Annotated in this window: 9 protein-coding genes; 3 read left to right on the top strand and 6 right to left on the bottom strand. The window is 68.9% G+C overall.

The features are described 5' to 3' along the window. Positions 1 to 39: 39 nt before the first annotated feature. Genes Poly30_RS19735 through gcvT form a run of 3 tightly spaced genes read right to left on the bottom strand, consistent with a single transcriptional unit; the run spans position 40 to position 2,455 of the window. Complete coding sequence (locus tag Poly30_RS19735) at positions 40 to 885, bottom strand: lipoate--protein ligase family protein (RefSeq protein WP_145201238.1); 846 nt, start codon at positions 883 to 885, stop codon at positions 40 to 42. 30 nt (positions 886 to 915) lie between these two features. After that, positions 916 to 1,305, bottom strand: coding sequence for a glycine cleavage system protein GcvH (gene gcvH / locus Poly30_RS19730; protein ID WP_145201235.1), 390 nt, complete (start codon positions 1,303 to 1,305; stop codon positions 916 to 918). 34 nt (positions 1,306 to 1,339) lie between these two features. Further along, positions 1,340 to 2,455, bottom strand: a complete 1,116-nt coding sequence (gene gcvT, locus Poly30_RS19725) for a glycine cleavage system aminomethyltransferase GcvT (protein WP_145201231.1) — start codon at positions 2,453 to 2,455, stop codon at positions 1,340 to 1,342. Positions 2,456 to 2,637: 182 nt separating this feature from the next. Between gcvT and Poly30_RS19720 the strand changes: the two genes are divergently transcribed. Next, a complete protein-coding gene (locus Poly30_RS19720; RefSeq protein ID WP_145201228.1) occupies positions 2,638 to 4,278 on the top strand; it encodes a hypothetical protein in 1,641 nt (546 codons plus the stop codon). A gap of 132 nt (positions 4,279 to 4,410) precedes the next feature. On the opposite strand, the gene Poly30_RS19715 is transcribed toward Poly30_RS19720, so the two are convergent. The 3 genes from Poly30_RS19715 to Poly30_RS19705 all read right to left on the bottom strand — a co-directional run bounded on the left by Poly30_RS19715 (position 4,411) and on the right by Poly30_RS19705 (position 11,127). Next, complete coding sequence (locus Poly30_RS19715; protein WP_145201225.1) at positions 4,411 to 6,438, bottom strand: M3 family metallopeptidase; 2,028 nt, start codon at positions 6,436 to 6,438, stop codon at positions 4,411 to 4,413. 100 nt (positions 6,439 to 6,538) lie between these two features. Continuing rightward, positions 6,539 to 7,486: a site-2 protease family protein gene (locus tag Poly30_RS19710; RefSeq protein WP_145201222.1), complete on the bottom strand. Its 948-nt coding sequence runs from the start codon at positions 7,484 to 7,486 to the stop codon at positions 6,539 to 6,541. Positions 7,487 to 8,820: 1,334 nt separating this feature from the next. Continuing rightward, a complete protein-coding gene (locus Poly30_RS19705) occupies positions 8,821 to 11,127 on the bottom strand; it encodes a tetratricopeptide repeat protein (protein WP_145201219.1) in 2,307 nt (768 codons plus the stop codon). 164 nt (positions 11,128 to 11,291) lie between these two features. Between Poly30_RS19705 and Poly30_RS19700 the strand changes: the two genes are divergently transcribed. Then, complete coding sequence (locus Poly30_RS19700) at positions 11,292 to 13,283, top strand: aldehyde ferredoxin oxidoreductase N-terminal domain-containing protein (RefSeq protein WP_419190401.1); 1,992 nt, start codon at positions 11,292 to 11,294, stop codon at positions 13,281 to 13,283. Between the two features lie 132 nt (positions 13,284 to 13,415). Continuing rightward, the gene (locus tag Poly30_RS19695; protein WP_145201213.1) at positions 13,416 to 14,504 is read left to right on the top strand and encodes a glycosyltransferase family 9 protein; all 1,089 of its coding nucleotides are present in this window, start codon (positions 13,416 to 13,418) and stop codon (positions 14,502 to 14,504) included. Positions 14,505 to 14,519: the final 15 nt, after the last annotated feature.

Here is a 14,519-nt window from a genome sequence, read left to right as displayed (position 1 = left end):
CCGGGAGTCGATCGACGGTGACAGCCCGGTCAGCCCATCTCATTTGGAGCGCTTTGACGGGGTCCAGTGCCTGCGAACGCTTCGATGGAGAAATTCCGGCGAGCCGTAGCGCTGGCCCAGGTCGGCGGCGCGGCGACACTCTACCTCCGTGGGAGAGTCCGGTCGCAGTCTGACGCCGAACTCCGCGCACACCGCGTCCTTCAGCGCCGCAGCGGCGGCCTCGATGTCCACAGCGGAACGGATCGCCTCGGCGGCCGTCGCAACACCAGGCTCCAGGGGGGACCCACCTAGCTTGACGGAGCCATGGTGCAGAATGCGTCCGCGGCCGCGCTCCCGGATCCGTCTTTGCGCCGTGCCGACGCCCTTGCGCAGTCCGGGCTCCCGGTCCATGGGCCAGCAGATATCCTGGGGCGTCGACTCGTGAAAGCACATCCCCGTGCCGTCCCGATCGGACAGACAAGGTGCGTCACGGCGCATCACCACCCCGGGGACCCCGAGGCTCCTGAGCGCGGCCATGACGGCCTCGTGGGTTCGTTCGTAGCTGTCCGGCACGGACCCGACGTACGCAGGGTCCCCGGCGTCGAGGGTGATCGAGAACGTCAGTTCCCCCGCGTGGTGGTGGATCGCACCGCCGCCGGTGAGGCGCCGCACGACCGCGGCGTGATCGTGGGCCGCGGGTACGTCGTCGAAGGCCTGGAAGTAGCCGAGGGAGATCGCGTCCGGCTGCCAGGTATAAAGCCGGAGCGTCGGTTCCGGGCCCGCCTCTTGGGCGGAGCCGGGGCCGACGCTCGTATCGGATCCGAGAAGCAGCGCTTCATCGAGTCCCATCGCCAGGGCGGGGGAGACGTCGTAGGTCTCCAGAAGCCGCCACTCGCGGGGTTTCATGGGGCCAGGTGGGCGGATCGAAACGTCGACTCAGTGAGCGATGTGCTCCTCGTACGCCGATGCGTCGAGGAGGTGATCGAGGCTCTTGTCGGTCGGCTTGATCTTGATGAGCCAGCCCTTCTTCCACGGATCTTCCGAGAGGACCTCGAGGTGCTCTTCGATCTCGGAGTTGATCTCGACGATCTCACCGGCGACGGGCGCGTTGAGGTCGGAGACCGCCTTGACGGACTCGATCTCGCCGAAGGTCTCGCCCTGCTCGACCATCCGGCCGATGTCGGGGAGGTCGCAGTACACGAGGTCGCCCTCGTTGCCGTTCGAGAGTTCTTCGACGGCGAAGTCGGTGATACCGACCACGATGAGGTCACCTTCGAGCTTGGCCCACTCGTGGCTGTCGAGGTATTTACGGTCGTCCGGACGCATGTGGATGAATGGAGGGGCTAGTGGGGGAGACGCGCTACTTGCGCGTCCGTGAATAGAAGGGAAGTTCGCAGACGGTGCACTCCTGGCGCTTTCCGCGAAGATCCATATCGATGGTCTGACCGGGCTGGGCCAGGGCGACCGGCACGTAGGCCGAGCCGATGTTCATGCCCACCGTGGGCGAGACGGCGCCGGAGCAAACCTCGCCGACTTCCTCGTCGCCGTGGAAGAGCTTGTAGCCCTGGCGAGGTACGCGCTTGCCGTCCGTCTTGATCCCGACGAGCTGGCGCGTGGGGGACTCCTTGACGCGCGCGAGCGCGTCACGCCCCATCCAGTCGCCTTTCTCTTCCTTGAACGAGATGCCGAAGTGGAGCCCGGCCTCGATGGGATTGTGATCCAGGTCGATCTCGTGACCGTACAACGGCATGCCTGCTTCGAGGCGCAGGGTGTCGCGCGCGCCAAGGCCGATGGGGGCCAGCCCCTGATCCTTGCCGGCTTCCAGCAGCTCATTCCAGACGCGCACCGCGTGCTCGTCCGGGAAGTAGATCTCGAAGCCGTCCTCACCCGTATAGCCGGTGCGGCTGATGCGAACGTTATCGATGCCCGCGACCGTTCCGAAGGCGAACTTGTAGTAGCCGACCTCGGAGAGATCGAGGTCCTTCACGAGCGGCTGGAGCGCCGCCTGCGACTTCGGCCCCTGGAGCGCGAGCATCGCCAGCTCGTCGGAGACGTCCTCGATGGTGACCTCGGCGTCCCCGGCGTGCTGGCGAAGCCACGCGAGAACGTTGTCCTTGTTCGACGCGTTCGCCACGACGAAGACGTCCTCGGGGCCGGTCTTGTAGAGCAGAAGGTCGTCGAGGGGATTGCCGTCCTCCCTGCAGACGAGGCCGTACCGAATGGCGCTCTGCGGGATCTTGCCGACGAAACTCGTCACCATGCGGTCCAGGAACGAGACGGCGTCCTTGCCCTTGACCTCCAGGCGGCCCATGTGGCCCAGGTCGAACAGGCCGGTCCTCTCGCGTACGCACCTGGCCTCGTCGAGGATGGAGGCGTATTGCACCGGCATGCTCCAGCCGCCGAAGGGGACCATCTTGGCCCCGGCCGCGACATGCACGTCGTGCAGGTTGGTCTGTTTCAGATTGGCTTCCGTCATGGGGGCCCGAGTGTAGTGATTTGGGCCCCGGGAAGTGAGCGCAGGGCGGCCACGAGGGCAGGAATCGCGGGCAGGAAGCGGGGAATTTCTGAGTCGCCGCGGCAGGCCTCCAAAGCGGGGTAGTTTTGAGCGTTGAGGCCGCCGGGGGGGCGGGCTCCGCTCTCTCTGTACCAGGACCTGTCATGACCGTCACTCTCCGCCGCCACCGGCCCCTTGCCTCGCGCACCCTTTCGTCCAAGGCCGGGCTGATGGCAGGTCTCACGCTGGCCATCGTCCTCGGCGGCACCGCCTCCGCCCAGGATCCTTTCTCCGCGGGGGAGCGCTGGAGCCACGCCCCTGCCGCCGCAGCCCCGGACTGGATGCCCGACGAGGTCCTGTTCGCCGGTGATGACTCGTTCGTCTGGTCCGCGCAGCGCGGCGGCGATCACGCCCTTCGACTTCTCGACGCGGTCGCCACCGGAACCCAGGACGCCCGCGGCACCGTGGCGCGGACCGCCATCGAATTCGGTGCGCCGCTCATCGCGGCGGGCACGCGCGGCGACAAGGTCTTCGCCCTGCGCCAGTTCTACGCACCCACTGCCTACAGTCGCCAGCCGCTTCTCGTGGCCTACGACCCCCGGACCGCCGCCGCCGGCGCCGAGATGCCCGAGGCCTGGAGCCACGACCTCGACGTTCGTATCAACGGCCCTGTCCGCCTCGCCGCCGACCGCAGCGGGGACCGCATCGTCGCCGCCGCCTGGGACGACACGACCGCCACCGTTCGCCTCGACGTCGTGAACGGCACCGACGGCACGCTCCTCGGTCGCCGTGATCTACCCGCCTTCTCGCTCAACGCCCTCAGCGTCTCCGCCGACGGCACCCGCATCGCCGTGATCGCAGGCCTCACGCTCTACGTGCTCGACGCCACGGCCACGCCGCTCTACGACCAGCCGGTGAGCACCGCGACCCAGGCCCTCGCGCTGTCCAGTGACGGCTCGGTCCTCGCGTACGGCGAACTCGGTGCACTCAGCATCCTGCAGGCCCAGCCCGGCGGCGGCTACGCCGCCTACCAGCGCCCGACCGGCTCGATGTCCGAGCTCCCGAGCCGCATCGACATGTCCGACGACGGCTCGCTCATCGCGATCGCGTGGTGGGACTTCATGAACGGCGCCGACGCGCGCTTCGAGATCTACGACACCGTGTTCCAGTTCCCGATCTCGTCCTACGACCAGTTCGCGCTCCCCGGTGCCAGCCAGAACCTGCCCATCGCCGCCACCATCACCGCGGACGGCCACCGTGCCGCCTTTGCGACGTGGGGCAACGGCGTCGACCCCGAGGTCATCGTGCTCGGTCTCGGGAGCTTCTTCCCTGACTTCGAGGTCGATCTATCCGGTAGCTCCCGCGGCATGGCCCTCGACGCCACCGGCACTCGTCTCGCCATCGGTCACAAGGACGTCCACTCCCAGGTCTTCGGCTCCACCGGCGCGGTCCGGGTGGTCGACACGGGCGAGCGTCGCCTCGCGCTCACGAACACGCCGCGCATCGGTGGGACCCTCGACGCCGCAGCGATCTCGCCGGGCTCCTTCGGCGGCTGGTTCGTCCTCGGCCCGAAGGCCGCGGTGCCCACGCAGTTCCCCGGGGTCAGCGGCATCCTGCTCCTGCAGCGCAACCAGCTCACCGTCCTCGGTCGTCCCGCCGACTCCAACGGCCGCATCGACCTCTCGCTGCCGATCCCGAACATCTCGGCCATGGTCGGTACGCAGATGCACGTCCAGGCGGCCTTCCGAACCACCCAGGGCCTCCAGTTCACCGAGAACCTCGTCAGTCCGTTCCTCGTTCAGTAGGAACGGCATCGGCAGACATCGTCCCACGCGCAGACGCCGCGCACCCGCGTCAGGCTCTCCAGGCCAGGGGCCCGCATCACCCCGGTGATGCGGGCCCTTTCTTTTCGTCTCGGATATCCGGCGGGCGGGTGATCAGAGCCCGAGGTGCTTCAAGAACGCGTCGCCGTTCGGCTCTCGCCCCAGGAACTCCCGCACCATGTCGAGTGCGCGGCGCGTGCCTCCGGGCGCAAGCACGCGCTCGCGGTACTCTGCGGCGACCTTCGCGTTCATGGGCTCCGGGGCGAAGCGGCTCCACATGTCCTGGGCGTAGACCGAGGACCAGAGGTAGCCGTAGTAGCCCGCTTCGTAGCCCACGAGGTGCCCGAAGGAGGCCTGACGAATCAGGTTCGCGACGGGTTCGAACGTTCGTGTTTCCGCGTAGGTTTCTTCGCAGACCCTGGTGGTGTCCACGATGCCGTCCTCGTCCGTATGGAAGCGCATGTCCATGAGCCCGAGGTAGATCTGGCCCTCGTTGTTGAAGCCCGCGCCGAGGTTCTTGGCCGCGATCATGCCCTCGATGATCTGGGTGGGAAGGGGCTCACCGGTCTCGTGGTGCCTGGCGAAGCGGCCGAGGATTTCGGGTCGCCAGATCCAGTTCTCCAGCATTTGCGACGGGGCCTCGACGAAGTCCCGCGGCACGTTGGTGCCCGCGAGGCTCGCGATGTTGGACCTCGTCAGGATGCTGTGGAGGCAGTGCCCGAACTCGTGGAAGAAGGTCTTGACCTCGTCGTGCGACATCAGCGAGGGGAGGTCCTCCGTGGGCTCGGTGAAGTTGCACACGAGCGCCACCAGGGGCGTCGAGATCTCGCCGTTCGGCCAGACTTTCCTGAGGCGCAGCGGGAACTGGGCGGCGTGACTGAACTTGCCGTCGCGCGGGAAGAGGTCGAGGTAGAACTCGCCGAGCATCTCCTCCGACTTCTGATCGTAGACCTGGAAGAGCCGCACGTCTTCGTGCCACATGGGGCGCGTCTCCTTCGCCTCGTTCGTGATCTCCCGGAAGGTGATGCCGAAGAGATCCTGGTAGACGTCGAACATGCCCTCGGTGACGGCTTCCATCGGGAAGTACTCCCGCAGCGTGCGGGTGTCGACGGCGTACTTCTCGCGCTTGAGCCAGTTCGTGTAGAACGAGACGTCGCTCGCGCCGAGCTTCGCCTCCGGGTCGCCCGTGTGCTGGCGCTTGGCGGCCTCGAACTCGGCGAAGTCCGCCTCGGCCTTGACGCGCACCCTGGGCTGCAGGTCCTCGTAGAACGCAAAGACGGTCTCGGGCGTCTTCGCCATCTTCGTCTCCAGGACGTAGGCGGCCGTGTTCGGATAGCCGAGCATCGTCGCGCGCTCGTGGCGCAGGAGAAGGAGCTTCTCCAGGACCTCGACGTTCCTCTGTCCGCCGCGGAGTCCGGCCGCCGCGCCCATTTTCTGACGCGTCGATTCGACCTCGCAGTAGCCGAGGATGTAGCCGAGGCTGGGCCCCTTCATGTCCGCCATGTAGAGGTCGCCGCTGCGCTTCATCGACCCGAGGAACGATTCGGGCACACCCCGGAGTTCGTCCTTCGTGAAGAAGACGGTGGTGCCATCGTCCGCGATGTTCTTGCGGAAGTCGGAGCCGAGTTCGTTGATCTCCTCGTCGATCGCGACGAGCCGCCGGCGCTGTTCCTCGGGCAGGTCGAGGCCGGCGCGCTTGTAGTCGCGAACGGTGTCGTCGAAGAACTTCCGCTGAGCGGGCGTCATCTCCGGATCCAGCGCCTCCAGCTCCGTCACCGCGCGGAAGACCGCCTCGTCCTTCCCGAGCCGGTCGAACCAGTTGGAGAGATCGGACTGGGCTTCGCGACCGCGTGCACGCTCGGCGGGATCCGTCGACACGTCGGCCATGAAGCCGATCATGCGCACGTCTTCGAAGAGCCGGGCCATGGCGTCGTCGATCGCGATCAGCGTGTTGGCGACGGTTCGCTCCGCAGAGGGTATCGCGACCAGTCGGGCCAGCTTGGCGTCGGCGGCCGCGAGCTGCTCCGCGATGGGGCTGAGCTCGCCGGCGAGGGCGGGATCGGAGCAGCGAGCCACGCTCACCGCGGCGGGCGCGACGTTGGAGAGGCCCGCGATCAGGGCGAGGAGCGTCGAAGCGATCATGGAGTTCCTTGCCCACACAGGGGCCAGCGCTGGGAGCCGCGTGGAGCGGCCCGGAGAATTGGGCCTTCAGTGTAGGCCGTGGGGATCTCCAGGGTCGGATCTACTCGGGACCGGGCTTCTTGAGCCGCCCGCGGAACGACTCGAGCCGCTCGATATCTTCTTCCGAGAAGCCCTTGTGCAGGCCCTGGCCCCCGCCCTTCGGTACCGGAGGTTCTTCGTCGAACGCCGCCGCGTCCGGGGGAGCGTCAAAGGCCGTGGGACCGGCTGCCGCAGCGCCGCCCGCTCGCTGGCGCATCAGATGTTCCCATCCCGCAAACCGGCCAGCCGAGCCTCCCATGGACTCGACCTGGTGCTTCAACCGGACGCTCCAGCGCTCGCGTAAGCCTGCCCAGAGGATGAAGAAGCCGATGAGCGAGAGGAAGCAGGCGCCCTTGAAGAGAGAGAGCACGATGATCGTCCAGGCGATCACGCTGCCGACGCTGGTCGCCTTCTCGGTAGCGGCGACCCAGCTGCGTCCTCCGCGCGCGAGAAAGGCCCGCAACAGCCGTCCGCCGTCCATGGGGAACGCTGGCAGCAGATTGAAGAGTCCGTAGGCGACGTTGATGATCACGAAGAGCAGCACGATGCCGTGCAGGTTCTCTCCGACGGCGATGTTCGTGCCGCGTACGAGGGGCGCGTCAGGTCCCGGCGAAACCACCATGAGCAGCGGGGCCGCCACCAAGGCCAGCGCCAAATTCACGAGCGGCCCCGCCGCCGCGACCCAGCCCTCGACCTTGGGATCCTCGGGCATGTTGCTGATGCGCGCCATCCCGCCGAGCGGCCACAGAATGATGTCGATCACATCGAGCCGAAAGTGCCGCGCCACGAACGCATGCCCCAGTTCGTGGGCGATCAACAGGGCGGTCGACAGCACGATCAGGACGGCGGTCGAGCCAGCGTGCCCATTCGCCGCGCCCCAGACGGCCCACAGGGCCAGCATGTACCCAAGGGCCAAATTCGCCCGGATGGGAATGCCAGCGATGCGGGCGATCGTGTGATTCTCGAGCAAGGGCGTCTGTGCGTCTGTGCGGGGGGCGGTCGTGCCGGGCCGGACAGGGTAGGCCAATCAGGGCGTCCACTCCATGAAGGAACTCCAGCAGTCTGTGGGAGGCTTGCCGGGTGACTTTCAGGGCTCTTTCCCGCAGTCCCGCGCTGCTCTACCGCTCAGCTCCGTGCGTCCGCAGGACGCCCGGGCCCCGCTCGGCCCCCGCAGGGGGCCGAGCTGCCCGCGCGAGGCTCGCCCTCGCGGCCCGTGCGGCGAGCACGCCCGCCCGGCGAGGGCGCCTGTCCGGCGAGGGCGCCTGTCCGGCGAGGACGCCTGTCCGGCGAGGACGCCTGTCCGGCGAGGACGCCTGTCCGGCGAGGACGCCTGCGCGGCGAGCGCCACGCGATGCAATCGCTATTTCGCCGTCAGGCGAAATGCCAGAGATACTGCGCGCTGTGACAGCGATAGGACGGCCCGGCTCCACTTGCCTTGGCAGCAGTCCCGCCCGCCGCTGACCTCCCGAGACGGGCTACCTGCCGTTCGCGCGAAGCGCCGAACGCGTGGGCTGAGGTTTCCCCGTAGCGGCTGGTGGGCTGGCCGCTGACCGCTGCTCCAGCCGCTTCCCCCTGCCGACTTCGCCCTGCCGACTTCGCGACACAGACTGCCTGCCGTTCGCGCGAAGCGTCGAACGCGTGGGCTGAGGTTTCCCGGTAGCGGCTGGTGGGTTGTCCGCTGGAGCGCTCGCCCGCATGGGCGAGCTGGGCGGATGTCGGACTGGCCTCTGAGACCTGAGACCTGAGACCTGAGGCCTGAGACCTCAGCCCTCAGCCCTCAGCCCTCAGCCCCGCCCAGCTCGCCCTGACGGGCGAGCGCTCCAGCGGGCAGCCCACCAGCCGCTACCGGGAAGCCTCAGCCCACGCGTTCGGCGCTTCGCGCGAACGGCAGGCAGTCTGTGTCGGGCTGCCTGTGTCGGGAGACCTGCGGCGGTCGGCGATTGGCGGTCGGGTCTGCTGCCAATGCAAGTGGAGCCGGGCCGCGCGACCGTTGTGGCAGCGAAATGCCGGGCCGTCCTATCGTTGTGACGGCGCGCAGTATCTCTGGCATTTCGCCTGACGGCGAAATAGCGATTGCATCGCGTGGCGCTCGCCGCGCAGGCGTCCTCGCCGGACGGGCGCGCTCGCCGCGCGGGCGTGCTCGCCGCACGGCGTCCTCGCCGGACGGGCCGCGAGGGCAAGCCTCGCGCGGGCCGCTCGGCGCCCTACGGGCGCCGAGGTGGGCCCGGGTGTCCTCGCGGACACCACGGAGCTGAGCGGGAGGTCGGTGATCGCCCTCAGAGGGGCCAAGGCCAGGCCCAGACCTTACCGCCCGCCCCGCGGCCGCGCGGCTGGCAGCTCATTCGCTGGCGGCTCCAGCAGCTTCGGATCGAGCGCCTCGAGAGCCGTCTGGACCGACGCGGCACGCTCGGCGTCGCCGGCCTCTGCCCACTTCGCCTTCAGCATCTTGGCCGTCGCGATGGGGGTGATCCCGAGGCCGTACAGGGAGGCTGCCGACTCCGGGCGGCGGCTCAAGGACGCCATCAGGGCGCCCGTGGCTCCTTCGAGTTGACCTCGCTCCATGAGCACACGGGCGCGGCCCGCGAGGGCGAGCGCCACGTAGTGAGCTGAATCATCCTCCACCGAATCGACGCGGATGCCATGACCATCGAAGTGCTCGATGGCCCTTGCATAGGACGCCAGCGCCTCGTCGAACTGGCTGCGGCGGCGATGGTTCTCGGCCGCCACGAGCGAGGCGTAGCCCGCGAACCAGGCGAGGTGCTCGCCTCGGGACGCTTCGGTCTCCACGCGCCCAAGCCGCTCGCCGTACCACGTCTCCAGCATCTCGGGGCCCCCCTCGTACAAGAGCTTCGAACGCAGCCGCTCATGGGCCACACTGGAGTCCGGGAAACGCTTCAGCGCGTCGCCCAGCACCTCGTTCGCCCGCGGCGTTGCGCCGATCCACGCCAGGAAGTCATAGAAATCGACCATCGTCGCGTCGTCGATACGGCCGGTGCGCGTGAGGATCGAGTAGGCGGCGTTGAGGTCGCTCAGCCACTCCGGATCCCACTCTTGGCCCTGTCGGTAGGCGCGGCGGATGAGTGCGCGGCGCGCATCCGCGAACAGGCGCAGCACACGCTCCTGGATCGCAGGCGTCTGCGACTCCTCGTTCTCGGTGTTGCGGAGAAGCAGGTACTCATTCTCCACCGCCGTCACGGCTTGGTCCCGCGCGGTCCGGAAGTCTCCGCTGCGCCAGGCGAGGACCGCTCGCACGGCAGCGAGACGCGTCGGATCCGCGTTCAGGCTCGCCGCTTCTTCGGCCGTGGCCCGGGCATCGTCCGCGAACAGATCCGCGTAGCGCTTCTCGGCGGTCAGCGATTGCTCCAGCATCGCTTCCGCAAGGCCCAGCACCGCCGCCGGATCCCTGGGGCTGGCCTCCGCGGCCTCGGCGCGGGCGTCCACGCTCGGAGCGCGCCGCGCGGCCGATTCGTAGGCCACGGCGAGCGTCTCCTCGGCGGGCATCGACAGGTGCTTCGACTCCAGCGTGAGCCCGCTGTGGAGCGCCGCCAGCGTCTTGGCGCGCGGCGACGTCGCCGACATGCGCTCGACCGCGGCGAGCAGCATCTGGCGATCTTCGTCCTTGATCGGCTCCTTCAAGACCTCGGCCATGAGATCGAGGGCGCCCTCGGTTTCGCACTCTGCGAGCGCCTTGCGCGCCAGCCTCGCGAGCTCCAGGTCCAATCCGAAGATGGCCTTGCGCAGCACTTCGACCTGGTCCAGCGCGACGGGCTCCAGGAGCGCCATGAGAATGCGCCGGCGCTCCTCGCGGCTGCCGGTGGCGTACTGCTGCTCCAGGAACTCGCGATCCGCGACCGCGTGACTTTGGGCGAGGTTCTCGAGCGTTGGCTCGGGCCCCGGCTGAGGTTCCGGCCAGCCCTCGACGCCCTTGACGAACGTGTTCGTGACCGTCTGGGTGTCCCACGAGTAGAAGACATCGAGGGTCTCGCGCGCCTCCAGATCGAGCACGATGTGACGGGGCGAAATCCGCCTGCCGTCGAAGTACCGGTCGTAGAGCTCGCGCTCCGCCTGGATGTGCTCGCCGCAGGTGACGGTGCCGAAGCGCGGGCAGGGCACGCGCTGGCCGTTCTCGTCGTAGTCGCGCGGCGTGTGCCGGTACACGGAAGCGATGACGCAGGCGTAGTGCGACATCAGCTCGGCGGTATCGGGGCTTCGATAGCGCACGCCCGCGAAGTGCTCGCTCGCGATCTCGCCGTCCATGTTGACCGCGACCATGACCGGCATGTGACGCTGGCGCGCGACCGCGAGGGCGTCGTCGAAGGAACGCTGCCACTGGACGAGGCAGGGCTCCTTCCAGCCCTCGGCCGTCGCCGCTGGCCACATGTCCTCCTCGGTGAGTCCATCGGCCAGAGCGGGCGGTGAGCCGAGCTTGAAGGCATCATCGGAAGGGTCGGCGCCGCCGCGCTGTGCTGCTGGCAGGCCCGCTGGCTGGCCCGCTGGCTGCGTCGACTGCGGTGGGGTGGCGGCGGGCTGGCCGTCCTGGGCGTGGCTGAGCGCGGCCACCAAGAGGAACGGTGTCGCGAGAAGTCCGAGGCGATGGGCTGAGATGGTCATGGGGTGGTGCGCTACCGTACCAGGAACGATTCCGCCCCATGGAGCGACAGGAGGCAGCTACCGTGGGCGTCTTGCAAGGTTCAGGAACAGAGGATCGAGTCTACCGGGGCGTGTTCCCCGGCGCGGGGACTGCGGGTCGGGATGAGGGGCTGGCCCATAGGGGAATGCCCAGTTCGCGCCTCCTGGTCGTGGCGCTGGAGGGGAAGGCGTCCCTGCACTACGCGAACCTCGCGCGTTCGGTGGAGGAATCGCTCGATCTTCGCCGGATGGCGGCCCATGGCGGCTCCGCGCTGGCAGTCGCCGCGTTCGGGGCAGCGGCGAGGGCAGCGGCGAGGGCGGGTGCGACATGGGACGCAGGGCCCACGGCCCCGGCCTTTGCGATCAGCGTCGGCGACGCCGTGCGGCGCGGCCTTCCGACCGCGGCCCGGGCGACGATCACCGGCCGGGCGCCGCTTCGGCGAGGCGTCGTCGAGGCCCCGTTCGGCGGCGCCTTCGCGCGGGCGCTCGTCCGGCATACGGACGTTCTGCTCGTGTTCGGAGCCGCCGGGCCCGATCGCTGGCTCATCGAGATCGACGAGGAGGGTGCTGTGGAGCTTCGCCAGCCCACGCTCGAGTCCGACGCGACCACGGGCCAGCGAGCGCGCGCCTGGACGGCGGACGGAGGGCATGCCCTCCTGGTCGGGCCCGCCGCGGAAGTCGGGCTGCCTTTCGCGAACCTGGGGTCCTGGGACGCGGGTGGAAGCGCGCCGAGCCTCGTCGGACGAGGCGGGCTCGGGGCCACGGTCGCGCAGGCCGGCGTCGTGGGCATCGTCGTCGGGGAGCGCGCCGAGCGCGACCCGCAAGCGTGCGCCTCGGCGTCGACGCTCGCGCGCGCCCTGGAATCCTCCCCGCGCCTCGTCGCGCGCGCGCTCGGGGGCACGCTCGAACTCGGTGATGTTCGCGGTGAAGCGGCCGAGGTGCGGCCACGCGAAGGCGAGCGCAGGACGCGCCACGGCTGCAAGGGCTGTCCGACGCCTTGCGGCTGGCAGTTCCAGGTCGACGGCGCAGGCCCGAATGACGATGCAGGCGCAGGTTCCCGTGTGGGCGGCCGCTTCGCGGCACTCCAGGGCCTTGTGCGTGACGGCGATGGGGAGGCGGCGCTCGCGGCCCTCGGTCGATGCAACGAACTCGGCATGGACGCGCGGACGGTTGCGCTTCTTCTCACGGCTGAGGCGCTGGATCCAGGCCTGTTGCTGGACCCGGCGTCCTCTCTCCACCAGCGCGCGCTCGCGCTCACGCCCGAGGACGACCGCGAGCCCGCGCGACCGCTCATGCCCACCGATCTCCCGGGACGCGTGGGCATCGAGCTGGGTGCACGCGGGCCCGAGCCGCTTCGCAGTCTCTCCGTGCTCGGGTTGCGCGCCAGTGAAACGTCCGACGCCGCGACGCGCGTCGCCTGGCAGCACGATTTTCGTATGCGCGGCTTGCAGGACGACGAGACGTTCAACGCCGGCGTCATAGCGCATTGGCAGGAGTGCTACGCCGCGGCGCTCGACCATTCGGGCTTCTGCGCCTTCTCAGGTTCCGCGTTGCTCGCGGACGGCGCGCTCGGCCTCGACGCGCTGGCGCTCGCCGTGACAGGTTGCATGGACGGCGACGAGTGGCTTGCGATGGGGGCGGAGATCTGTGCGCTGCACCGTACGCTTCGGGGTCGTTCTCCCGAAGAAGACGTCGGAGCGTCCGGGGCGGACTTACCGGCAGCCGCCGTGCGTGGATACGTCGAGGCCGTGGGCGGGACCGTCGCGCTCCCGGTTCGTGACAGGCCTGTGCCTGCGGTGCGTGACGGCGGACGCGATCGCGCTGGACGAGTCCGTGTTCACGCGTCAGGTCTCCTCGCCGCCAAGCTGGGCGGTTACCCGGGCGCGCGGGCCGTGGTGGAACCGGGTACGGGTCGGGCGCTCCTGGAACTCGACGTGGAGGTCGGCCCTGATGGCGCCTCGGTGCGCTCGCTCCTGGAGCGGCTGGCAGACGCCCTTCCCGCCGCGGGCCGATGGCTGCTCCAGCCCGGTGGCGAGCCCCTGCCAGCGGTTCTCATCGCGGGACGAGGCGGGGCCGGCAGGACCGTCGTCGGCGGCGGCGAGACCGTCGAACTTCTGCTGGTGATTCCCGGTGGATAGCGGTCCGCGCCCGGATGAATTTTCGGGCGAGACGGACCAGGAAGAGACGTGGGGGCCTGTGGAGCCACGTTCGTGTGACTTTGAGGTAAGCCGGGCTTGAGTCAGAGGACCCTGTGCGGCGACCCTTGGGGGGTGAACTCACTCCTCGTCATCAAGACGGGCGCGCTCGGCGACGTCCTGCGCACCACGTCCATCCTCGCCGGGCTTCACAAGAAGTATCCGGGCGTGGCGGTGACCTGGCTGACCGCCGACGCGGCGAAGCCCCTCGTGGATCGCCACCGGGGCATCGAGCGCGTCGTCACGTGCGACGTCAAGGACGAAGCTTCGATCGAGCGGGTCGCCGAGGACCTGGCAGGCATCACCTGGGACTGGATCCTCTCGCTGGACGACGAGGAACCGCTGTGCCAGCTCGCGACGGCGCTTCCGCACCGCCGCCTCTCGGGTGCCTTCCTCACGCAGAGCGGCGAGCGTGCGTACACGGACGACGTCGAGCCCTGGTTCGGAATGGGGCTTCTCTCGCGTGACGGCAAGGCGGCGGCGGACCAGCGCAAGATCGACAATCAGCGCAGCCACCCGGAGATCTTCGCGGATATGTTCGGGATCGAGGCGGGGAGGCCGGAGCTGCCGTTGCCGTCCGACGCCGTCGCTGCAGCCCAGGCGTTTGCCTCGAAGATGGGCCTGCGTCGTGACACGCTGGTCGTCGGACTGAACACCGGAGCGGGCGGCCGATGGACGAGCAAGGGACTGCCGGTGGACCGCGTCGTGGGCTACGCCCGTGCCCTCGTCACGGCGCTCGATCAGCCCGTTGTTTTCCTGGTCCTCGGCGGACCCCCGGAGCGCGAACGCAACGACGAGATCCTCGCGGGTATCAACCGCCTCGGACTCGACGCGCGCGCCATCGACGGGGGAACGGAGAACGCCCTTCCGACCTTCGCCGGGTTCGTCGGCCTCAGCGACGTTCTGCTGACGAGCGATTCCCTCGCGCTGCACGTCGGCGTGGCGATGAACGTTTCGATCGTCTCGTTCTTCGCGCCGACCTCGGCGGCGGAGATCGAGCTCTACGGACTTGGGACCAAGGTCGTGAGCACTTCGGCAGACTATTGTTCGTACTCGAAGACCGCCGACAACTCGTCCATCACCGTCGAGCGCCTCGTGGCGGCGACGATCGAGGTCCTCGAGGCGAAGAGCGATCAGCGCCGGCTGATTCCGCGTCCCGCCTGAGATTGTCCTTGTGGC

The sequence above is a fragment of the Saltatorellus ferox genome (assembly GCA_007751475.1).
Lineage (GTDB): Bacteria > Planctomycetota > UBA1135 > UBA1135.
The sequence above is the reverse complement of the archived record's forward strand: the minus strand, read 5'-3'. Positions and strand labels throughout refer to the sequence as shown.

Coding starts and splice junctions, on each gene's coding strand:
- Poly30_RS19735 (WP_145201238.1), bottom strand. CDS start 885: ATGAAACCCCGCGAGTGGCGGCTTCTGGAGACCTACGACGTCTCCCCC.
- gcvH (WP_145201235.1), bottom strand. CDS start 1,305: ATGCGTCCGGACGACCGTAAATACCTCGACAGCCACGAGTGGGCCAAG.
- gcvT (WP_145201231.1), bottom strand. CDS start 2,455: ATGACGGAAGCCAATCTGAAACAGACCAACCTGCACGACGTGCATGTC.
- Poly30_RS19720 (WP_145201228.1), top strand. CDS start 2,638: ATGACCGTCACTCTCCGCCGCCACCGGCCCCTTGCCTCGCGCACCCTT.
- Poly30_RS19715 (WP_145201225.1), bottom strand. CDS start 6,438: ATGATCGCTTCGACGCTCCTCGCCCTGATCGCGGGCCTCTCCAACGTC.
- Poly30_RS19705 (WP_145201219.1), bottom strand. CDS start 11,127: ATGACCATCTCAGCCCATCGCCTCGGACTTCTCGCGACACCGTTCCTC.
- Poly30_RS19700 (WP_419190401.1), top strand. CDS start 11,292: ATGCCCAGTTCGCGCCTCCTGGTCGTGGCGCTGGAGGGGAAGGCGTCC.